A 21,665-nucleotide genomic window follows, 5' to 3' on the forward strand; every position below is an offset into this window, starting at 1 on the left:
GGCGATCAGCTTCCTCGATAGGTGGAATAGCTATAGGGCGAAAGCAAAAGCGGCACATGGTAATGGCCGCTCTCATCAGCAATGCCGAAACGGATCGGGACAATGTCGAGAAAGGCCGGTTCCGGAAGCGCGATGCCCTTGCCGCGCAGATAATCACCGGCATGGAAAACCAGTTCATATTCGCCGGCCTTGAAACTGTCGCCGACAAGCAGCGGCCCGCCATCGACACGGCCGTCGCTATTGGTCTTAACCGTCTTCAGCTTCTCGCGGCGATCACCGGAGAGCCGGTAGAGCTCGATCGTCAGCCCTTCGGCGGGTGTGCCATGGGCGGCATCGAGGACATGGGTTGTCAAACCGGTCATAGGCTGGGCTCCGCGATCATATAGGGCTTATCGAAAAAATACTCTTCCAGATTGTCGCCCGGTCCCTCGCGGTCGGCAACCAGAAAATCCGAAACCGCCTGCAACGGCATCAGCGGATAATGCCAGACATTGCGGCGGTAATTCACACCCTGGTCCCCGCGCGCCAGAAATACCTGCGGCCGCGCCGGACGGCCTCCGTCATCTTCCGCAACGACGACGAGGAAAGGCCTGCTGGACAGCGGCGAAAAACTCTGGCTGCCGAGCGGATGCCGCTCCATCATCTCGATGTTATGCGGGAACACCCGCGGCTGCCCCCGGAAGATGTTGAGGATGATGCATGCGCCCTCGCCCGCAGCCTCGGGTGCGGCAAGCGCATGATGCCGTTCGGTCTGGCCGCCATTGATGTGCCGCATGGAGGAAGGCGTGATTTCGATCACATCGCCGAAGGATGCGAATGCCTCTTTGGTGAGGGGTTTTACGTCGAGAAAATCGGTCAAATGTCATTCACCTTGGGCATGCCAGTTTTGCAGAAGTAAGAGTCTGTCCAGAAGATCCGGTATCGCCGTCTGTGTCGTATCCCAAACGGTTTCCAGATTGATGCTCAGATATCCGTGCGCGATCCTGTTCCGCATGCCGCGCATCTTGACCCACGGGATATCCGGAAAATCCGCCACGAAAGCCGGAAACTCTTCCATTATCCGCGCCGTCGTTTCGCCGATAATCAGAAGGTTCATCGCCACCGCCCGTTGACGGACCAGGTCAGCCAGAAATTCGTCCTTTGTCTTCAATCGAACGAAGTCGATGGTTTCCGAAGCAATCTGTCTGATGTCCTGAAGATAAACATGCAGTCGCTCGGCGCTCATACGGGCTTCGCTTCCTGTAGAACCTTCACACGGACGCGCTCGGGAAAGTCCCCCGGCGTCAATAGATGAATTTCCGTGCCGCGCATGATGGCCGATAGCTCTTCCAACAGGCCGCCCAGATCGAACAAGGTTGCCCCCGGCAGCGCATCCACGAGAATATCGAGATCGCTGTCCGGCCGGTCCTCGCCACGGGCGACGGAGCCGAACACGCGCGGGTTTGCCGCGTTGAAGCGCTTTGTCGCTTCGCGGATCGCTTCCCTGTTCTTTTCCAGCACCTCGGAAGGTCTCATGATCTCCATCTCCAGTCAGCGCGATTCTAGCAGAACGACCCCAACTCGCCAATTCAGCCTTCCGGCAGCATCGCGGAAAGACGCAGCCAGGCGATCTTTTCCACCTGCGCCGTCGCAGTCTCAAATTCTTCGGCCGCATCATTGCCGATACGTGTCTCGAACGCCGAGAGAATATCGTGCCTGTTCAGCCCCTTGACCGCGATGATGAAGGGAAAGCCGAATTTTTCGGTATAGGCGCTGTTCAATTCGGTAAAACGGGCATGTTCTTCCGGGGTAAGACGGTCCAGCCCCGCACCGGCCTGTTCGTTGCGGCTGTCGGCTGTCAACTCGCCCGCGATCGCCAGCTTGCCGGCAAGATCGGGATGCGCCCGCAACACGCCGAGCCTTTCCGCCTCGGAAGCGACGCGAAACTGCCCGCTAAGCGCAGCGTGAACCGCCTTCGCCGTCAGTTCCAGGCCCGCTCCGCCGGCATCATAGGCCCGTTCTGCGATGAAGGGCGAATGTTCGAACACGCCGCCGAAGCGGGCGACAAAGTCCTCACGGGTCACCATCAGAGCGCCTCCGGCTTGTGATGCTCATGCCAGTGACGGGCGATCTCGATGCGCTGCGGGATCCACACTTTCTCGTGGCCGAGCACATATTCGATGAAACGGCGAAGCGCCGCCGCACGGCCGGGGCGGCCGACAAGACGGCAATGCAGGCCGACGCTCATCATCTTCGGCGCGCCTTCAATACCTTCCTGATAAAGCACGTCGAAAGCATCTTTCAGATAAGTGAAGAACTGGTCGCCGGAATTGAAACCCTGCGGCGTGGCGAAACGCATATCGTTGGTTTCAAGCGTATAGGGAATGATCAGGAAAGGCTCGTCCTTCACGCCCTTCACCCAATATGGCAGATCGTCGGCATAGGAGTCCGACGAATAGAGGAAACCGCCATCTTCCATGACAAGACGCAGCGTGTTGTCCGAGGGCTTGCCCTGATACATGCCATAGGGACGCTCGCCGGTAACCTCCGTGTGCAGACGCACGGCCTCGACTATATGCTTGCGCTCTTCCTCTTCGGAAAAATCCTTGTATTCCAGCCAGCGGTAACCGTGGCTGGCGATTTCCCATCCCGCTTCCTTCATCGCCGCAACGGCTTCGGGGTTGCGGGCCATGGCTGCCGTCACGCCATAAACGGTGGTGGTGACGCCGAGACCGGTGAACATGCGCCACAGCCGCCAGAAGCCGGCGCGCGAGCCATATTCATAGATCGATTCCATGTTCAGGTTGCGCTGGCCGGGCCAGGGCTGCGCACCGACGATTTCCGACAGCAGCGATTCCGACGCCTTGTCATTATCGAGAATGCAGCTCTCGCCGCCCTCCTCGTAATTGATGACGAACTGCACGGCGATGCGCGCACCGCCCGGCCATTTCGGATCGGGAACATTGCGGCCGTAGCCCACCAGATTACGGGAGTAATTTTCGGAAATCATGCAGCCACCCAGAACATCTCTCCCAAAGCGGAAACCGATTAGGGAGACATAAAACAGACCTCCAAAACGCGACGACCCGGAAAGGGCACAACAGACGCTTCAGATATGCGATATCCGAACGGTAGCATCCGCATCCGGAATGTCGAGATCAATCTTGCCGACATTCCGATGCTTTTTTGTATACGATTGCGGCGATGTGCTCTTCAGGCAATCTTGCGGGCGGAAACGCGACCCATGGGGTGAAGCGAGTGTACGCGGAAAGGCGCGCCCGGTTCATCCTCGATGAAAAGCGCAAGGCTGGAGAACTGCAGGGACCGGGTCAGCAACGGCTCGAAAACCTTGCGCACGGCCCGCTCGATCCTCTGGGTGCTGGAAGCTTCCACTCCGCCCGTCAGCGACATCTGGAACCGGAACTCGTCCATCACATGCGGGCTGCCCCAGCGATGCAGATTGGTGAGCTGCGAGGCCGAAAGCCGGTCGGGATCCGCCCGCTCGATTTCCGCCTCGGAAAGCGGCGCACGGTAGCGGTCGAATTCCTGCACCACGCGGGCGGCAAAAAAATGCAGCACTTCGCAGGGACGCTCGGGAACAAGACTGAAGACATTATCGTGCCTTGCCACCACCAGTTGTGGCAACATGAAAGGATCCTGCCTGCCGGAAAAATACATCAGGTCCCGCAAAAGCGCTGCTTCGGAATGGCCTTCGGCAAGGCGGAAGGGAGCCTTGATCGTGCCATGGAAACCATACCGGCGCGGCAGGGCCGTATGGTAGGAAATCTCCTGCATGCCGAGGTCGATCGTGCCGGGCGGCTCCACCGCCTGACCGGAATAGACATCGCGCCCCAACCACGCGGCGGCCGCCTGCGTCAGGGGGTCATTGGGGGAAGGCGTGAAATGAATGGCGTATCGCATGCGCTGTCACCTCGCCGCAAATGCGGACAAACCGGCCTCTTTGCAGGCCAGCAGATAAGTGATTTGCGTGACAGATTAACGACGTGGGCGGCCTGATCAGAACTTTCTAAAGTCCGCGACGGCAATACTCACGTGTTGTTGAAGGTGAAAGCCTGAGGGGATGACAGGCGTGTGACCACACACGGTCTGCAATGCCGCATCGGCAAGAAAATGCGCAAGACCGAAGCTGACCTTGAAGCCACCGGTCAGCGCAACGAGCTTCGGATGGCCGGGGATCGCGCCCACCATCGGGTCCCTCCCCACCGCCTTCGGCCGCAGCCCGGCCCAGCGTTCCAGCACCGGCGCGCCGGCAAGCGAGGGAACAACGGCAGACGCGTCGGCAAGCAGTTTTTCAAGCTTTTCATCGGTACTTAAGGGATCGGAAAAACAATCTTCGCTGGTACTGCCGATCGCAACGGTGCCGTCTTCATGCGGCACGATATAAAGTCCGTTCAGGAACACGACCGGCATCGCCGGGTCGACCGCCGCGTCGAGAAGCGCCGCCTGCCCCTTCACCGCCTGCCCGAGCGTAACGCCCGCCTCCAGACCGAGAGCATCGCGGATCAAGGGAAAAGAATCATGCCCGTTGGCAACAATGACATGGCCGAAAGCAACCTCGTCGCCTGACGACAGCACCGCCCGCCCGGCATCCGCGTCAAGCGAAAGGACGCGGCAACCCTGCGCCAGCCGCACATGCCGCGTCTTGCCAAGAAAAGCCGAAAGAAGGGCGATCATCGCACGCGGCGAGACCCGCGCCGCCAGCGTATCGAACACGAAACCTGCCTCACCCGCCGCATCATCCACCCAGCCCGCGACCGAAGGGCTGTCGCCGACATGCCAATGGAACCGGCGCTCACCCGACACCCAGTTCTCCAGCGCATCCCGTTCGTGTCGCCCGGCAATGGCGCGCAGATGCGGCTTCGGCAGTGGAATGATCCGGCCTGAGCGGCGGTAGCCCGCCGAAAGCCCGGTCTCCGCCTCCAGCCCGGCGATCTCTTTTTCCAGCGCAACGAGGGCATCGAACTGGAACTGCTTCTTGTCCGACCAGCGATCCGGCATATGCGGCATCAACGCGCCCAGCAGCCCGCCGCTGGCGCCGCCGCCGGGGCGATCCGCCTCCACCAGCAACGTCTCGATGCCGAGCCTTTCCGCCTTGACGGCGGCCCACAGCCCCATAATGCCGCCGCCGATGATGAGGAGCGGCATGGAAGCCGGCAATCTTGGCGATTGACCCTGTTCGAAACCGGGATTATCGGCTTTAGCCATGAAACATTCCAACGACACTTTCACAGATACTGGCCCAGAGACCGGCGCTGCGACCGGTTCACCGGCCGGAGAAAGCCACACCGCGCTCGACTGGCGTGACGGGGATATGCCCTATTCACTGGCCTTTGACGACCATTTTTATTGCCAGACGGACGGCAGGCTGGAATGCGGCCATGTCTTCCTGTCCGGAAACGGCCTGCCAGAGCGCTGGCTCGAACGGGAGGGTGTCTTCCGCATCGGCGAACTCGGCTTCGGCACCGGGCTTAACCTCTGCGAGACATGGCGCCAATGGAAAGAGGCCCGCAACGGCCGCTCCAGGCTGCATTTCATCTCCTTCGAACTCTACCCGATGAAGGCGGAGGAAATCGACCGGGCGCTTTCCCGATGGCCGGAAGTGGATGCCGAACGCAAGGCGCTCACCGCCCTCTGGCCTGCCGAGCCGAAAGGCCGGGTCGAGATCCAGCTCGATGACGAAACGCAGCTGACGGTGGTTTGCGGCGAGGCGCTCGCCGGCATTTCCGCAAGCGCGGAAAGTTTCGACGCCTGGTTTCTCGATGGCTTCGCACCCGCGCGCAATCCGGACATGTGGTCGCTGGAGATCATGCAGGCGCTTTTCGCAAAGACGATGCCGGGAGGCACATTCGCCACCTATGCCGCCGCCGGATTCGTTCGCCGCAACCTCATCGCCGCCAGTTTTGAGCTGGAGCGCCGGAAAGGATTTGCCGGGAAGCGCGAGATGCTCTGCGGCACCAAGCCCTTCGGCTGACGCCAGGCAGAAGCATATTCTAGTCGGAAACTCAGACGCCCGGCGCGTCGCGGCGCGGCATGTTTTCGCCCAGCCATTGCGCGATCTTGTCTTCAAGCGTTTCCGGGCTGATGGGCTTCGACAGATAATCATCCATGCCCGCCTCCAGGCATAGTTCCCGATCCGCCTCCTGCGTATGGGCGGTAACGCCGATGATCGGCACATGCCTGCCGTCGGCGGCGGTCTGTTCGGCCGCGCGGATGGCCTGCGTCGCCTGATGCCCGTTCATGACCGGCATCGAGACATCCATCAGGATGATGGCAGGATTTTTCTCCTGCCACGCCTGTACGGCTTTCTTGCCATTACCGACGATCAGAAAACGCAGACCCGCCTGCTGCAATATCTGGGTGAAAACAATCTGGTTGACGTCATTGTCCTCGGCCACCAGCACATCGACAAGGCTGGGCCGATGCCGCGCCGGCACCGCCGGTGATATATCAGCCCGCTGTTTCCTTTCGACGGCGCCGTTTTCCGGCCGGATGGCGCCCTCACCGCGGCCTGTCTCACGCGGGGACGGAGCCTGCCGGGCGCGCTTCAGCCGCACATCCCGCACCACATCGAACAGAGTGGAGCGCAGGAGCCGCGCCCGCGCCGGCTTCATCAGATGCGCCTGCACGTTGAGATCGGTAAAGAGCGTCTCGTCACCGACAACATCCATGGAGGTCAGGAAAACAATGGCGATGTCGTCAAAGCGCGCATCCGCCCGGATGCGCTCCACTACATCCAACCCGTTCATGACGGGCATATGATAATCGAGAATGATGGCGTCGAGGGAAAATCCGAGCGAAGCTGCCTCCTGCAGCACGGCGATGCCGGAAGGCCCGTCTTCCACCGCATGGCCGTCTACGCCCCAGCTTCTCAGCTGCTCCGTCAATATGCGGCGATTGACATCGTTATCGTCGATCACGAGCACACGGATATCGTCGATCGCCACGGAAAGAAGCGGAAGCTCGCGCTGTCTCTCGATCACCTGAAACGGAATATTGACCTCGAAGGTCGATCCCTTGCCGACGCCGCTGACGACATTGATCGCGCCATCAAACAGACCGACGAGGCCGACCGTGATCGCCAGGCCCAGCCCCGTTCCCTCGTGCCGGCGCGTCGCGGAGCCATCGACCTGGCTGAACTTGTCGAAGATGGTTTCGAGCTTGTCGGCCGGAATGCCAATGCCGCTGTCTTCGACGCGCAGCGACAGGATGGCCTCGGACGCTTCCGCCGACCGCGCCGAAAGCTCGACCAGCACATGCCCCGTTTCCGTAAACTTGACGGCGTTTCCAACGATATTGGTCACGATCTGCCGAAAGCGCCCGGCATCGCCGATGACCTTGCCGAAAACCGAAGCATCGATACGGACGATCAGCTCGATGTCCTTTTCCAGCGCCGCCGAGGACAGGAGGGACACCACATCCTCGACCGCCTCCGCCGGATCGAAAGGCACGCTGCGCAGCCTCATCTGCCCGGCCTCGATCTTCGAGAAATCGAGAATATCGTTGATGATCGTCAGAAGCGCGTTGCCTGACTTGACGATGATATCGGTAAAGGTCTTCTGCCGCGTATCGAGATTGGACTTGGCCAGAAGCTCCGCCATGCCGAGAACGCCATTCATCGGCGTGCGGATTTCATGGCTCATATTGGCCAGGAATTCCGATTTGGCCCGATCGGCCGCCTCCGCGCGCGACAGCAGCCGCTGCAACTCCTCTTCACGCAGCTTCATCTCGGTCACATCGGTGACGATGATGAGCCAGTAATTGCCGGAACTGTTGGTGGCTTCCAGATTGAGCCAGCTTTTGCCGGCGACATGGATCAGCCAGGAAAACGGCCGGTTGGCGGCGATATTCTCCCTCCAGGCGGCAAGCGTCCCGGCCGCTTCGTCAGTCGTGCCGAAATCCCCGCGCCCGGCGCAATGGGCGAAGAAGCCCGACCAGTTGCAGCCCTTTTCCAGGAGATGCGGCGGCACGTCGAACATGCGCGCCATCGCCTCGTTGGACATGATGATCGTGCCCTGCTCGACCAGCACCAGCCCCTGCGCCATGGCGCGCGTGGCGCCCTGCATATATTCGCCGACCCGCTCCAGTTCGGCCTTTGCCTTGCTGATCTCAACATCGCGCATGCGCACATCGGTGACATCGGCATAGGTGCTGAGGATTTTCCCGCCTTCGAGCCGGGTTTTCGAAATGACGGTAACCTTGCCGCTTTTGCTGCGCACCTCACGTGGCGCAAAAACCTCCTCCTGCAGAAGCCGCTGCACCCGCTCGCCATAGACCTCATCGAAAGGTCTGTCGCCATAGTCATAAAGGCCGCTGTCGAAATTCATCTCCATGAATTCGCGATAACTTTTGCCGACCAGCGACTTCTCGCCGCCGATCTCGCCCCAGACCTCATAGAAGAACGGATTGACATATTCGATGACGAGATCGGCGCTGAGCAGCAGCACGCCCACCGGCAGGGCATGGAGAACCGCTTCGAGCTGGCGGTGCAGCGCCTCAGCCTCGGCCTGTGCCGCGATCAGCGCCTTTTCCCGGTCCTGCAACAGGCTGGCATCGGTGACCGAGCCCACCAGATAATATTCATCGTCAGGCGTCGCCACCCGGCCGAGCCTTGTGATGACGGGAACGACCCTGCCATCCGAAAGCGGAACGCTTCCCGTCTTTTCAACGGCCTCTCCGGTTCGCAGAATATGCTCGTTTTCCCGCTGGAACTGCAGGCCTTCCTCCGGAAACATCTCGCATTCGGTCTTGCCGATATGGTCGGCGAGGCTGCCGCCCAGATATTTCTCATAGGCCGCATTGGCAAAGGTCAGCCGCCTGTCCTGATCCCTCAGGAACACGCCGACCGGCAATTGCTCCAGTGCGGCGCGCAGAAGCCAGGTCTCGCGGATCTGCGTGCTCAGAAGCGTCTCATGCGCCTTGAACTCGGTGACATCCACCCGCAGCCCGACAAGCATGCCGTTTTCCAGCCGCTTGTTGACCATGCGCACCCAGCGGCCATCGGCAAACTGCTCCACCCTTTCGAGATAGGGCAGGGAAAACTCCCGCAACTGCTCCTGCATCCACCCTTCGAATGCCGGATCGTCTTCTTTCGCATCGCGGTAGCCGCTCGAAAAATAAATGGCCCTCATCAGCGTCTCGAGCGGGACGCCGGCCTTCAGTTCGACACCGAGGGCGCTGTAGAACTCCCTGAACCGGGCGTTGCAGTAGACCAGCCGGTTTTCGCGGTCATAAATGACGATACCCGCATCAACGAGATCGATCACGCCGCTGTCAAACAGCAGGTCCGAAGCGCTGCCGGCGTCAGGAAAAATCTCCACGACGGCGGACGGCATGTCCTCGAACACTTCGAACAGGAACAGATTGCCATCGTCACCGGTGAAACGTTCGCAACGAAGCGTATATGGCCCGGACGAATCCGCGCCATGGCAGGCGATCATCTCATCCGTGGCGAAGACCAGCGAGCGGCGCTCCCTGTCCTCCCGCTCGGCATCGCGAATATCGGCGGAAAGGGAAAGGCTGGTGTATCCTTTGAACGCTCCGGACGGGCGTCCCATGACCCGGCCATAGGCGGCGTTGACCGCGACATAGCGCAGCTCGCTGTCCTTGATGCACGCGGGCAGGTCCAGGGCGGCCACAGCCCTGCAAGCCTTTTCCAGCAACCCGCAGCCTTCGGTCAATCGATACTCCACACCCTGCAGTCCATTCTTGTCGAATCAAATAGTTCTGGACGCCGTCGCAAAAACGTTATGTGAGAAAATCGATCTTTGCTATGTATCCGACGGTGCCGTTACCCTTTTTTAACCATAATTCTTCGCCTGCGCCTGTGCCGTCACGGTATTCGCCGGCCACCGAGATGCATGGCTGCCATGCGCCCTCCTGCGGCCGTGTTACAAAACTATTGCTTGACTTTGACGCACAAAACGCCCACATGCCCCTCAAGCTTTCACCTTTGGCAGCCGCGTGAGCTGCAGCGTATGACCAGAAAAACTTCCTTAAAAAAGGAATCTGGCCCGCATGAAGGAAAAGCGCAAAGAATACAGAAGACGGCATGTGCCGCACTGATGCGCAGAAAGTTATTCCAACCCACAAGTTCCCAATTCACGCGGGGTTCTTGACGCCGAGACCACCGGACAGCAGCCCTGCTCCGGATGAGTTTGTTTTGGCGCCCCGAAAGGCATTATATTGACCAGTTTTAGCGAACTCGGCCTCTCCGAAAAGATCGTGGCCAGCGTTACCCAGCTTGGCTATACGACCCCTACTCCCATTCAGGCAAAGGCCATTCCGCTGCTGCTCGAAGGCCGCGACCTGATCGGCCTCGCACAGACCGGCACCGGCAAGACCGCCGCTTTCGGCCTGCCCATCATCGAAATGCTGATGAAGCAGGCGGACCGCCCGGCAAACCGCACCTGCCGCACCCTTATCCTCGCCCCGACGCGCGAGCTGGTGAACCAGATCGGTGAAAACCTGCGCTCCTTCGTGAAGAAGACGCCGCTGCGCATCAACCAGGTGGTCGGCGGCGCATCGATCAACAAGCAGCAGCTCCAGCTCGAAAAGGGCACGGACATTCTGGTGGCGACCCCCGGCCGCCTGCTTGATCTCATCGCCCGCAACGCCATCTCGCTCTCCAAGGTCACCTATCTGGTGCTTGATGAAGCGGACCAGATGCTCGATCTCGGCTTCATCCACGACCTCCGCAAGATTTCCAAGATGGTCCCGGCCAAGCGCCAGACGCTTCTGTTCTCGGCCACCATGCCGAAGGCGATCGCCGATCTGTCGCATAACTACCTGACCGATCCGGTCAAGGTCGAAGTGACGCCTCCGGGCAAGGCTGCCGACAAGGTCGAGCAGTACGTGCATTTCGTGGCCGGCAAGAACGACAAGACCGATCTCCTGAAGAAGTCGCTCAACGAGAACCCTGATGGCCGCGCCATCGTGTTCCTGCGCACCAAGCACGGTGCCGAGAAGCTCTACAAGCATCTCGAACATATCGGCTTCAAGGTCGCCTCCATCCACGGCAACAAGAGCCAGGGCCAGCGCGAGCGGGCACTGAAGGGCTTCAAGGATGGTGAGATCAAGGTACTGGTCGCAACCGACGTCGCTGCCCGCGGCATCGACATTCCGGCCGTAACGCATGTCTTCAACTATGACCTGCCGGAAGTGCCTGACGCCTATGTCCACCGCATCGGCCGTACCGCCCGCGCCGGCCGCGACGGCATCGCCATCGCATTTTGCGCACCGGACGAAACCCGTCTGCTGCATGACATCGAAAAGCTGATGAAGATCGATATTCCGGTCGCATCCGGCGAACGTCCGGCCGGTCTCGCCAGCCCGACGCGCCCCAACAACAACCGCGGCGGCCGCAACAACAATGGTGGCCAGCAGCGCGGCCCGCGTGAAGGCGGACGTCACAATGGCGAGTCCCGCCCGTCCCGCCACCATGCACCGCGCGATGCCGACAACGATCTGGAAGTCACCTCCGACTTCAAGCGCGTCAAGACGGCGGAAGGCGATGCAGGCCGCCCGGCCGGCCCGCGCAAGCAACGCCGCCCGGCCCGCAAGCCCGGCGGCAGCGGCGCCAACCGCCACGCCCCTGCCGGCGGCAACGGCCAGGAAAAGCGCGCTTCCGGCAACGGCCATCGCGGCCGCAACCGCTAAGTTGCACGGAGTGGATTGAGGACGCGCGGCATTGCCGGGCGTCCTTCTCCCCGACGGGGAGAAGAAACAAGCGGCACGCACTCGCCAATAATCTAGCCCCGCAGCCACAGCCGACCAGCGGATCTTTGCTTTACCCTCACCCACCCTGCACGACCCGACGACGCCTTGACGGCAGGGTCATGGCCAGCACACCGGCAATGACGCAGACAAGACCGACCCACATGGCAGGCGTCGGCATCTCCCCCAGAAACGCCATGCCGATGGCGACGCCGACCGGCACCCTGAGATAGGCCTGCGAGGTGGTGCCGACCGAACCAAGCGTCTGCATCAGCCGGAAATAGATCATGAAGGCGAGCGCGGTCGAAAAGACGCTGAGGCACACCAGTGCGGTCAGTGACGCCGCCGAAGGCGACAACGTCCAGGGTCGGTCAACGATCAGGCTCACGGGCAATAGCAGGACAGCACCGCAGATGAGTGAACCGGCGGCCGGCATGACCGGATCAAGCCCTTTGAAATTTTTACTGAAAATGGCCGCGCAGGCATAGGAAAAAGCTGCCGTCAGCACGGCGAGCTGGCTCCATATCGCCTCCCCCGCACCGCTTAAGGCTTCGACACCGATGATGAGGCACACGCCCGTCATGCCGGCGATGGTGCCAAACAGCTTGCGCCCGCTGACCGGCTCGTGCCGGATCACAAGCGCTGTGAGAAGAAAGGTGAAGATCGGCGTCGTCGCATTGAGAATGACGGCGAGACCGGCATCGATGCTCTGTTCCGCCCAGGCAATCAGCGTGAAGGGCAGAACGCTGTTGATACAGGCTTGAATGAAGAACAGCCGCCACGTCGCAAAATCCGTGGGCAGGCGCAGCCCGCGCAGCCGGATCACCACGTAGAGCAGCAGACCGGCAATCAGCGTGCGCAATGCGATGAAGGTGATGGGCGGTATCGTCTCCACCCCGATCTTGATGAAAGTGTAGGATGCAGCCCACAGCGTGGACAGCAGGGCGAGAAGCAGCAATTCGCGGGTGATAGTGTTCTGAGGGGTCACGGATCAATTTTCCTACTGCGTTCAGGATGGCGCGTTCTAACCTGAAAACAAGCTTCTATGCTTCGGCCGCGGCCGAAGTTTCAATCCTTTTCAAAAAAAGAAGCTCCGCATGGCGTGACCATGCGGAGCTTCGGCAAAAGAGATCGATGACAGTTCGGGCAGATCAGGCCCGGCGCTCATCCACCGAGAAGGCGCCCGGACCGGCAACGAACAGATAGAGGAAGATGAAGCAGAACAGGATGGCGGCATCACCACCGTTCAGGGCCGGGAAGAAGTTGCTCGGCGCGTGCGCCATGAAATAGGCGACCGCCATCTGGCCGGACAGGATGAAGGCGACCGGGCGCGTGAACAGGCCGATCAGCACGAGAATGCCGCCGATGAGTTCCAGAAGCGCCGCCACCAGCAGCATCGTCGGCAGGGAGCCATCCATCTGCGATGCCGGAAAACCGAACAGCTTCTGCGTTCCATGCGCAATGAAAAGCAGCGCCGTCATGATGCGCAGCGCTCCGAGTGCCTGCGGGCGATAGCGGGAGAGAGAGTCGAAAGTTGCCATGGTCATGTGTCCCCGTTGAAGTGATGCCGCGCTCGATACAGCGCATTTAAGCCTTTATGGATACACGTCTCGAACACCGGAAATCACGTTTCCGATATAGCAGAACTCCCTTAAATACCTAAAGGGAGGCATTCTACACATGGTTGATTCTTCAGCATAAAATTGGCCTTCCGCCGAAAAAATCAACCCAAGGGTACAGGCATTTTCTTGCGTGGAAAAGGCGGAAAAATCCGCCTTTACGTCACGCCTGCAAGACGACGACCTTCGAACCCACCGGCACGCGGCTGTAGAGATCGATGATATCGTGGTTCAGCATGCGGATGCAGCCGCTCGACATGGCGTGGCCGATGGATTGCGGCTGGTTGGTGCCATGCAGGCGGAACATGGTGTCGTTGCCGCCGCGATAGAGGTACAGCGCGCGCGCGCCGAGCGGATTGCTGGGGCCACCGGGCATGCCGGCTGCGAATTTCAGATTGCGCGGATCACGGCGCATCATATTGGCGGTCGGCGTCCAGGACGGCCATTCCGCCTTGCGGCCGATATAGGCATCGCCCTTCAGCGCAAGGCCCTGACGACCGACACCGACGCCGTAGCGCATGGCGCGACCATCGCCCAGAACGTAATAGAGCCGCCGCGCCGGCGTATCCACCACAACCGTTCCGGCCGGGTGTCTGGTGTCGTAAGTGACTTCCTGCCGGCGGAGCTCCGGCTTGACCTTATCGAGATGCATGGCGGGAAGCGGGAATTTCTCTTCCGGCTTTGCCCCATAATTCAGCCTTTGCTGGCCAATACCCGTATTGGCGCAGCCGGCCAGAAACAGCGGCAATCCGAACAGAACACCACGACGTGAAATAGACATGTAACCCCCGCCAAATCTTTGGATTAACGAGAGGTATAATTTTATGGTTAACAAACCCCTAATATGCGGTTGTAGTAATTAACGTACAACAACCGTTGCGGCAGGTTTGCGGTTGGCGAGATAGACCCCCGTCACCGCCAAAACAGTGCCGGCAATCATGGCCGGTGTCAGTGTTTCGCCGAAAAGCAGCGCAGCTTCCACGGCCGCAAGCGGCGGCACGAGATAGATCAGCGAAGCGGCCCGCGAGACCTGCCCGCGCCGGATCAGATAAAGAAGCAGCGCCACGGCGCCAATGGAGATCGCACCCACGGACCAGGCGAGCGTGGCAGCAAGGCCGAGGCTCCAGTCCACATGTCCATCCTCCAGCAAAAGCGCGAAGGGAACCGTCACCAGCAGCGCACCGACATATTGCAGCGTTGCCACCGCCATGATGTTTCCGCCATGGACATATTTCTTCTGGTAGAGGGTGCCATAGGTAACCGACGTCATGCCCAGCACATTCACCGCCACGGCGTAAAGCGGCACGGAGAGGCCAAATGCGCCCGTCGCCATGACCTTCGGCAGCACGGCAATGGCGATGCCCACAAATCCAAGCAATAGGCCCGCGCGCTGCAAGGGCGAGATTTTCTCGCCGATCATGTAGCGGGCAGCCACCGCCGTCATCAGCGGCTGCAGACCGGCGATGATGCCGCCGATCGCCGCCGGCACGCCCTGCCCGATCGCCCACCAGATCATGCCAAGATAAAGACCGTGCAGGAAGACGCCGGACAGGATCGCCCGGAAAAGGTCGACGCGCCGCTGCGGCCACTGGATGGAGGAAAAGCGGCAGATCGCCCACAGCAGCGCTCCCGCCAGAAGATAGCGCAGACAGAGAAAGGTCAGCGGCCCGGTATAATAGACCGCATATTTGGCGGTGACCCAGCCGGTCGACCAGAGAAAGACGAAGATGGCCGGAGCCAGACGGTCGAGTGACATGGGAACATCCACTGTGCCGCATGATGCCGTAACCGGGACAGGCGGCGAATTGATATTTCTGCGGCTTCACGCAAACCGGCGAATGATCGAACCGGGTATCAGCATGGCGGTATCCGCATCCCGACCCAAGGTCAAAGGCGTTTTCGTGATCGCATCTTTCAGATTTTCTGATGCGACGCCGGATATTCATCAACCGAAAGCGAACGAACAAAATTTATGCATTCGCCCACGGCGCACACAGCGACACCACCCCATTACACCCCTCGTCACCGCGCAACCAATTTGCCGATGCCGCATTTATAGGCTGAAACCGAAAAAACGCTTCTTTTTTAAAACTCTAGGGCGGTAAAAAATCTTCTCGGGGAGGCCTGCATAGTTCTTGCATTGCATTTGGCGTTGTATTCATATGGCAAAAAAGGGGACATCGAAGTTGGCATTTGACGAAATGATAAATGCGGACGACACGCCGCGAAGCCCATATGAAAACTATAACGAGTGGTACAGCCGACAGGACAGGGCTCACCTGATCCAGAAATCAAAAGACGCGGAAAACATCTTTCGGAAAACCGGTATTACTTTCGCAGTCTATGGCCATGCCGATAGTTCAGAAAAACTGATCCCCTTCGATATCATCCCGCGCATCATCTCCGGCCGCGAGTGGCGCAAACTGGCCCAGGGCATCGAACAGCGCGTTCTCGCCCTCAATGCTTTCCTCGACGATATCTACCACAAGCAGGAAATCATCCGCGCCGGGCGCATTCCCCGCGAAATCATCGAGAAAAACGAAGCCTTCCTGCCGGAAATGATCGGCTTCACTCCGCCCGGCGGCGTTTATACCCATATTGTCGGCACTGACATTGTCCGCACCGGCGAAGACCAGTTCTACGTTCTGGAAGACAATGCCCGCACCCCCTCAGGTGTCAGCTACATGCTGGAAAACCGCGAGACGATGATGCAGATGTTCCCGGAACTCTTCCACGAAAACCGCGTGCGCCGGGTGGAGGATTACCCCTATCTGCTGCGCCAGTCGCTCGCTTCGCTCGCACCGCCCGGCTGTTCCGGCAAGCCGCGCGTCGCGGTGCTGACGCCCGGCATCTATAATTCCGCCTATTACGAGCACTCCTTCCTCGCCGACATGATGGGCGTGGAACTGGTGGAAGGCTCCGACCTGCGCGTCATGGACGGCAAGGTCAAGATGCGCACCACGCGCGGCTACGAAGCGATCGACGTGCTCTACCGCCGCGTCGATGATGATTTCCTCGATCCGCTGACCTTCCGGCCGGATTCGGCGCTCGGCGTGCCCGGCATCATGGATGTCTATCGCGCCGGCAACATCACCATCGCCAATGCGCCCGGCACCGGCATTTCCGATGACAAGGCTATCTATTCCTACATGCCCGAGATCGTCGAGTTCTATACCGGCCGCAAGCCGCTTCTCGAAAACGTGCCGACCTGGCGCTGTTCGGAGCCGGACAGCCTGAAATACGTACTCGACAACCTCGCCGATCTCGTTGTCAAGGAAGTCCACGGTTCGGGCGGTTACGGCATGCTGGTTGGCCCAACCGCGACGAAACGCGAGCGCGCTTTGTTTGCAGAAAAACTGAGGGCCCGCCCCTCCAACTATATTGCGCAGCCGACGCTGTCGCTGTCCACCGTGCCGATCATGGTGAAAAACGGCATTGCGCCGCGCCATGTCGATCTGCGTCCCTATGTGCTTGTCTCGGACAAGGTGCAGATCATTCCCGGCGGCCTGACCCGTGTTGCCCTCAAGCAGGGCTCGCTCGTGGTCAATTCCAGCCAGGGCGGCGGCACCAAGGATACATGGGTACTGGAGGATTAAGCCATGCTGGGCAGAACGGCAAACGGGCTCTACTGGATGTTCCGGTATATCGAGCGCGCTGAAAACATCGCCCGGCTGATCGATGCGGGCCTGCGCGTTTCACTGACACGCAGCGGCAGCGGCGATGAGGATTGGGACGGCGTGTTGCAAAGCGCCGGCGTGCACGACGAATTTCTCGAAACGCGCGAGAAGGTGACGGCGGCGAATGCGATCGATTATCTGTTGCGGGACAAGGCCAACCCTTCCAGCGTCATGTCCTGCATCGAGGCGGGCCGTAACAATGCCCGCATGGTGCGCACGGCGCTGACGCGCGAGACATGGGAAGCCACCAACGAATTCTGGATCGAGCTGAAGAACATCCTCGGCCGCAAGCTCAGCCACGCCGAGCTGCCGCAGACCATCGATGTCATCAAACATCGCGCCGGTCTGGTGCGCGGCGCTTTCCACGGTTCAATGCTGCGCAACGATCTCTATAATTTCTCCCGTATCGGCACCTTCATCGAGCGCGCCGACAACACCGCCCGCATTCTCGATGTCAAATATTACGTGCTGCTGCCGGCGGTGGCGCATGTGGGGTCGTCGCTCGACAATGCGCAGTGGGAATCCATCCTGCGCTCGGTCTCGGCCCACCGCTCCTATGGCTGGGTCTATGATGCGGAATACAAGCCGTCCAATATTGCCGACTTCCTCATTCTCAACGGCCGCATGCCGCGCTCGCTTGCCTATTGTTATGAAAAGATCGCCAGCAACCTCAACTACATCGCCGAGGACTACAGCGAGAGGCACAAGGCGCATGACACGGCCGAGAGCATTCGTGACAGCCTGCGCACGACCACCATCGGCCGGGTGATGGATGAGGGCTTGCACGAATTTCTGGAGAGATTTGTCAACCGCAACGGACAATTGGGACAGGAAATCACGGAAGGCTACCGCTTCTATCAATAAGCGCGTGGACGGGGACAGCTTATGCGTCTGAAAATCACCCATACGACGGAATATGTCTATGACGAGCCGATGCCCTATGCTTTGCAGCGGCTGCGCCTGACACCGCAGACCGGCCCAAGCCAGACGGTCGAAGACTGGGATGTCTCGGTCGATGGCGCCACCGTCGAAGTGAGCTATGACGACCATTTCGGCAACCGCGTCGCGCTGGTGGAAACCGAAGGCCCGCAAAAGCGGGTGAAGGTCGTGGCAAGCGGCACGGTGAGCACGCAGGACAAGGCCGGCGTTGTCGGGCACCACATCGGCAATGCACCGCTCTGGCTGTTCCTGCGGGAAACACCGCGCACGAAACCGGGAAAGCTTGTGCGCGAACTGGTGAAGGTGAGCGTGGGCGAAACCGAGCTTGCCCGCCTGCATAACCTCATGGAGAATATTCACGACAAGGTGGACTATGTTCCCGGCTCGACCGACATCGAAACCACGGCGGAAACGGCGCTGGAAGCGGGCAAGGGCGTCTGCCAGGACCATGCCCATATCCTGATTTCCGCCGCCCGGCTGATGGGCCTGCCCGCGCGTTATATTTCCGGTTATCTGATGATGGAAGAGGTGGAGGAACAGACCGCCACCCACGCCTGGGCCGAGGTGCATCTTCAGGGGCTGGGCTGGGTGGGCTTCGACGCCGCCAACAATATCTGCCCCGACGACCGTTATGTGCGCATCGCATCCGGTCTCTGCTACCGCGACTGCGCGCCGATATCAGGAATGCGCATCGGCCCGGCGGGTGAGACGCTGAGCGTTTCGGTCACCGTGCAGCAGTCGCAGAGCCAGTCACAGAGCTGAGATGATGGCCGGCAAGGACGACGATACAATCGGCTTTTATACTGATAACGCCGCAGCCTATACATCACGGGGACAGGCGGCGGACCGCCCGTATCTGGAGACATTTCTGGCGCGCTTGCCAGAGGGCGCAAGCATTCTCGAACTGGGATGCGGCGGTGGTCAGGACAGCGAATTCATGCTGGCCGCCGGTTTCGACGTTCATCCCACCGATGGAACGCCTGACATCGCGAAAGCGGCGGAAATCCGGCTCGGCATTCCCGTCAGGACATTGCTGTTCGAGAATATCGATGAGCGTGAGCGATATGACGGTGTCTGGGCCAATGCCTGCCTGCTGCATGTGCCCCGTCCCGCCCTGCCGGGCATTATCGGCCGCATCCACACGGCGCTGAAACAGGGCGGCGTTTTTTATGCCAGCTTCAAGGCGGGAGAGACGGAAGGACGCGACATGTTCGGCCGTTACTACAATTATCCTTCGAAGCCTTGGCTGAAAGACGTTTACGGACAGTTTGACTGGACGGCGGTGGAGATTGAGGCGCGGCAGGGCAGCGGTTACGACAATCTCCCGACCGCATGGCTGCATGTGACGGCAACGAAATCCTGATCCGGCGCGACAAGTTGGCGGTTGCGAAACCCCTTCCTACCCGGTTTAATCTCCGCATCGATTTGAAAGCATGATCCGGCTTCCGCCCGCGGGAGGAAAGCCGGCCAGGAGACGGCCTTGTACAGCATTTCCGACTATCGCGACTGCCAGTCGCATGGACCCGTCATCGCCGAGCGGGTCTGGACGGCATGGTGGCAGGATAGCGGTCTTCAGGTGGGCGACGTCGCCGAGCACCTGAAAGACATGACCAACCCCCATACGCTGCCCACCGGTTTCGTTGCCCATGACGGCGACGACTATGTCGGCTCCGCCTTCCTCATCCATTGCGATCTGGAAGAGCGGCCGCAATATCTTCCCTGGGTCGCCGCCCTTTGGGTGGAGGAAGATCGCCGGCGCTCAGGCGTGGCCCGGGCGCTCATGCAGGCGGCAACACAAAGGGTCGCCGAACTCGGCCACGAGACCAGCTATCTCTGCTGCCAGCGCGGTCTGGAAACTTATTACACCGGTTGCGGCTGGACCGTTCTGGAACGTGGTGTCGGCAAACACGATCTGACGGTGCTCACCTACAGCGCGAAAATTTAAAGCCGTCTGTCCCCGCACCGGACAGCCCATGGACTACCGGAGGAAACCATGCGCCCACCAGCCGCCCTTATGGAAACCGCGATTTACGCCGATGATCTCGATGCCGCCGAGGCCTTTTATCGGGATGTCTTCGGGCTGGAGGTGGTGCGCAGGCTGCCCGGGCAATTCATCTTCTTCAGATGCGGGCAGCAGATGCTGCTGATCTTCGACCCGCAGCAATCCCGCCGGGCCGACCCCGACAATCCGATCCCGCGCCACGGTGCGGTGGGGCAAGGCCATTTCTGTTTTTACGCGAAGGACAAGTCGGAAGTGGACGGCTGGAAGACTCGTTTCGAAAAGCTTGGAATTCCCATCGAACATTACCACCGTTGGCCTAATGACAGCTATTCCGTCTATATCCGCGATCCGGCGGGTAATTCGGTGGAGGTTGGGGAAGGCAAACTGTGGGGGTTCGGATGAGGCAAGCGCCTGAAAGTTACCCGACGCGAAAGGGACAATGAATGGGATGAAAGAGCTATCATCTTGCGTCATCCTCGGGCTTGTCCCGAGGATCTATCCACGTCGCGTAAAATCAATCGGTCGCAGATCCTCGGGACAAGCCCGAGGATGACGTCGAGGGAGGGATGACCCACCCCCGACCATTTTTCACGCGCAGTCCGCAGATCAGATCTGGCGAACGGTGATCTCTTCTTCCGCATCAACCGCAAGCGGGTTCTTCAGCGGCAGGCCGAAACCGGCGGCCTCGATCTCGAAGACATCGCCCGCTTCCGGCTTGATGCCTTCTGCGAAGGAGAGCGTCGCCGTTCCGAACATGTGCACATGCACATCGCCCGGTGCACGGAACAGGCCGTATTTGAAGTGGTGATATTCAAGGTTCGCGAAGGTGTGGGACATGTTGTCCTCACCCGAAACGAACGGCTTTTCGAAAATCACCTTGTCGCCGCGGCGGATGCGCGAGGTGCCGCGAATATCGGACGGCGGAGCACCGACGCGGATTTCCGGGCCGAAGCTTGCCGGGCGCAGCTTGGAATGGGCGAGGTAGAGATAGTTGATCCGCTCGGTGACGTGATCGGAAAACTCGTTCGAGACGGCAAAGCCGATGCGCACCGCCTCACCCTTGTCCGAGATCACGTAGATGCCGGCCATTTCCGGCTCTTCGCCGCCATCGAGCGCAAAGGACGGAGAGGTGAGAGCCGCGCCGGGCGCCGCCGCCACATGGCCGTTGCCCTTGTAGAACCATTCGGGCTGAACGCCCTTTTCGCCGGCCTTGGGCTTGCCGTTTTCGAGACCCATGCGGAACATCTTCATGGAATCCGTCAGGCTTTCCTCGGCGGCTTCCGTGGTCTTCTTGTGCATGCTGTCACGGGTCGCAGCCGAACCGAGATGGGTAAGGCCAGTACCGGTCAGATGCAGGTGCGCCGGATCGGGATGGGTGATCGGCGGCAGGAAGCGACCTTCGGCGTAGGCCTTTTCAAGATCGACAGCATCGCCCAGACCATGGGCGGAAATGACATCGGCAAGGCTCTTGCCGCCATTGGCGGCTTCCATGGCGAGTGCGTAAACCGACTCCGCACCTTTGACGGCGTGCGCCTGCCCGCCCTCTTCGCGAACCGCTACGGTGATTTTGCCACTGGCATCTTTGATCTGTGAAATGAGCACGGGATTTCCTTCCTCCGGCGCAAAGCGCCTTGTCTCTTCTACGCGGCGCATAACGCCTGCATCTTATGAAAGTGGCCGGAAACCGGCCACTTTTTTGACTGCGATAGGGTTGGG

Annotated in this window: 22 protein-coding genes; 8 read left to right on the forward strand and 14 right to left on the reverse strand. The window is 60.2% G+C overall.

The window, feature by feature from the left end; genetic code table 11:
• Positions 1 to 5: 5 nt before the first annotated feature.
• The 8 genes from uraH to AC5I5B_RS04180 all read right to left on the reverse strand — a co-directional run bounded on the left by uraH (position 6) and on the right by AC5I5B_RS04180 (position 5,205).
• Positions 6 to 362, reverse strand: a complete 357-nt coding sequence (gene uraH / locus AC5I5B_RS04145) for a hydroxyisourate hydrolase (protein ID WP_111834850.1) — start codon at positions 360 to 362, stop codon at positions 6 to 8.
• A complete protein-coding gene (locus AC5I5B_RS04150; protein ID WP_111834849.1) occupies positions 359 to 859 on the reverse strand; it encodes an ureidoglycolate lyase in 501 nt (166 codons plus the stop codon). Before AC5I5B_RS04150 ends, uraH begins: the two co-directional genes overlap by 4 nt.
• Before the next feature lie 3 nt (positions 860 to 862).
• Complete coding sequence (locus AC5I5B_RS04155) at positions 863 to 1,225, reverse strand: HepT-like ribonuclease domain-containing protein (RefSeq protein ID WP_111792579.1); 363 nt, start codon at positions 1,223 to 1,225, stop codon at positions 863 to 865.
• Entirely contained in the window at positions 1,222 to 1,515 is a 294-nt protein-coding gene (locus tag AC5I5B_RS04160) for a nucleotidyltransferase family protein (RefSeq protein ID WP_003509513.1), read from the reverse strand. The genes AC5I5B_RS04155 and AC5I5B_RS04160 overlap by 4 nt, the downstream gene beginning before the upstream one ends.
• A 53-nt stretch (positions 1,516 to 1,568) precedes the next feature.
• The gene (uraD, locus tag AC5I5B_RS04165; protein ID WP_060725203.1) at positions 1,569 to 2,066 is read right to left on the reverse strand and encodes a 2-oxo-4-hydroxy-4-carboxy-5-ureidoimidazoline decarboxylase; all 498 of its coding nucleotides are present in this window, start codon (positions 2,064 to 2,066) and stop codon (positions 1,569 to 1,571) included.
• Positions 2,066 to 2,989, reverse strand: a complete 924-nt coding sequence (gene puuE, locus AC5I5B_RS04170) for an allantoinase PuuE (RefSeq protein WP_111834848.1) — start codon at positions 2,987 to 2,989, stop codon at positions 2,066 to 2,068. Before puuE ends, uraD begins: the two co-directional genes overlap by 1 nt.
• A 203-nt stretch (positions 2,990 to 3,192) precedes the next feature.
• Positions 3,193 to 3,900, reverse strand: coding sequence for a DUF1045 domain-containing protein (locus tag AC5I5B_RS04175; protein ID WP_020011455.1), 708 nt, complete (start codon positions 3,898 to 3,900; stop codon positions 3,193 to 3,195).
• A gap of 96 nt (positions 3,901 to 3,996) precedes the next feature.
• A complete protein-coding gene (locus tag AC5I5B_RS04180; protein WP_162695578.1) occupies positions 3,997 to 5,205 on the reverse strand; it encodes an NAD(P)/FAD-dependent oxidoreductase in 1,209 nt (402 codons plus the stop codon).
• On the opposite strand from AC5I5B_RS04180, the gene mnmC2 reads away from it, so the two are divergent.
• Positions 5,204 to 5,971 (forward strand): tRNA (5-methylaminomethyl-2-thiouridine)(34)-methyltransferase MnmC2, encoded by a 768-nt coding sequence (gene mnmC2 / locus AC5I5B_RS04185; RefSeq protein WP_111834847.1) that lies wholly within the window; start codon positions 5,204 to 5,206, stop codon positions 5,969 to 5,971. The two genes, AC5I5B_RS04180 and mnmC2, sit on opposite strands and share 2 nt — an antisense overlap.
• 31 nt (positions 5,972 to 6,002) lie before the next feature.
• Here the strand turns inward: mnmC2 and AC5I5B_RS04190 are convergent, their stop codons facing one another.
• Positions 6,003 to 9,677: a PAS domain-containing hybrid sensor histidine kinase/response regulator gene (locus AC5I5B_RS04190; RefSeq protein WP_162695577.1), complete on the reverse strand. Its 3,675-nt coding sequence runs from the start codon at positions 9,675 to 9,677 to the stop codon at positions 6,003 to 6,005.
• Positions 9,678 to 10,182: 505 nt separating this feature from the next.
• Here AC5I5B_RS04190 and AC5I5B_RS04195 point away from each other — a divergent pair.
• Complete coding sequence (locus AC5I5B_RS04195; protein WP_080866364.1) at positions 10,183 to 11,655, forward strand: DEAD/DEAH box helicase; 1,473 nt, start codon at positions 10,183 to 10,185, stop codon at positions 11,653 to 11,655.
• 136 nt (positions 11,656 to 11,791) lie between these two features.
• Here the strand turns inward: AC5I5B_RS04195 and AC5I5B_RS04200 are convergent, their stop codons facing one another.
• The 4 genes from AC5I5B_RS04200 to AC5I5B_RS04215 form a co-directional block, all read right to left on the reverse strand.
• The gene (locus AC5I5B_RS04200; protein WP_020809410.1) at positions 11,792 to 12,700 is read right to left on the reverse strand and encodes a DMT family transporter; all 909 of its coding nucleotides are present in this window, start codon (positions 12,698 to 12,700) and stop codon (positions 11,792 to 11,794) included.
• 163 nt (positions 12,701 to 12,863) lie between these two features.
• A complete protein-coding gene (locus AC5I5B_RS04205) occupies positions 12,864 to 13,253 on the reverse strand; it encodes a DoxX family protein (RefSeq protein ID WP_031233598.1) in 390 nt (129 codons plus the stop codon).
• 241 nt (positions 13,254 to 13,494) lie between these two features.
• Positions 13,495 to 14,112, reverse strand: coding sequence for a L,D-transpeptidase (locus AC5I5B_RS04210; RefSeq protein WP_003509494.1), 618 nt, complete (start codon positions 14,110 to 14,112; stop codon positions 13,495 to 13,497).
• A gap of 78 nt (positions 14,113 to 14,190) precedes the next feature.
• Positions 14,191 to 15,087, reverse strand: a complete 897-nt coding sequence (locus AC5I5B_RS04215) for a DMT family transporter (RefSeq protein ID WP_003509492.1) — start codon at positions 15,085 to 15,087, stop codon at positions 14,191 to 14,193.
• Positions 15,088 to 15,517: 430 nt separating this feature from the next.
• Between AC5I5B_RS04215 and AC5I5B_RS04220 the strand changes: the two genes are divergently transcribed.
• The 6 genes from AC5I5B_RS04220 to AC5I5B_RS04245 all read left to right on the forward strand — a co-directional run bounded on the left by AC5I5B_RS04220 (position 15,518) and on the right by AC5I5B_RS04245 (position 20,351).
• The gene (locus AC5I5B_RS04220; RefSeq protein WP_003509490.1) at positions 15,518 to 16,927 is read left to right on the forward strand and encodes a circularly permuted type 2 ATP-grasp protein; all 1,410 of its coding nucleotides are present in this window, start codon (positions 15,518 to 15,520) and stop codon (positions 16,925 to 16,927) included.
• Positions 16,928 to 16,930: 3 nt separating this feature from the next.
• Entirely contained in the window at positions 16,931 to 17,872 is a 942-nt protein-coding gene (locus AC5I5B_RS04225; protein ID WP_003509488.1) for an alpha-E domain-containing protein, read from the forward strand.
• Between the two features lie 21 nt (positions 17,873 to 17,893).
• Positions 17,894 to 18,709, forward strand: a complete 816-nt coding sequence (locus AC5I5B_RS04230; protein WP_003509486.1) for a transglutaminase family protein — start codon at positions 17,894 to 17,896, stop codon at positions 18,707 to 18,709.
• A gap of 4 nt (positions 18,710 to 18,713) precedes the next feature.
• Positions 18,714 to 19,310: a class I SAM-dependent methyltransferase gene (locus AC5I5B_RS04235; RefSeq protein ID WP_020809406.1), complete on the forward strand. Its 597-nt coding sequence runs from the start codon at positions 18,714 to 18,716 to the stop codon at positions 19,308 to 19,310.
• Positions 19,311 to 19,427: 117 nt separating this feature from the next.
• On the forward strand, positions 19,428 to 19,892 hold the full coding sequence (locus tag AC5I5B_RS04240; RefSeq protein WP_111834147.1) for a GNAT family N-acetyltransferase: 465 nt from the start codon (positions 19,428 to 19,430) through the stop codon (positions 19,890 to 19,892).
• Between the two features lie 48 nt (positions 19,893 to 19,940).
• Positions 19,941 to 20,351: a VOC family protein gene (locus AC5I5B_RS04245; protein WP_111834148.1), complete on the forward strand. Its 411-nt coding sequence runs from the start codon at positions 19,941 to 19,943 to the stop codon at positions 20,349 to 20,351.
• A gap of 204 nt (positions 20,352 to 20,555) precedes the next feature.
• Here the strand turns inward: AC5I5B_RS04245 and araD1 are convergent, their stop codons facing one another.
• Positions 20,556 to 21,551 (reverse strand): 2-keto-3-deoxy-L-arabinonate dehydratase AraD1, encoded by a 996-nt coding sequence (gene araD1 / locus AC5I5B_RS04250; RefSeq protein ID WP_162691836.1) that lies wholly within the window; start codon positions 21,549 to 21,551, stop codon positions 20,556 to 20,558.
• Positions 21,552 to 21,665 lie beyond the last annotated feature (114 nt).

This window comes from Agrobacterium sp., assembly GCF_059499945.1.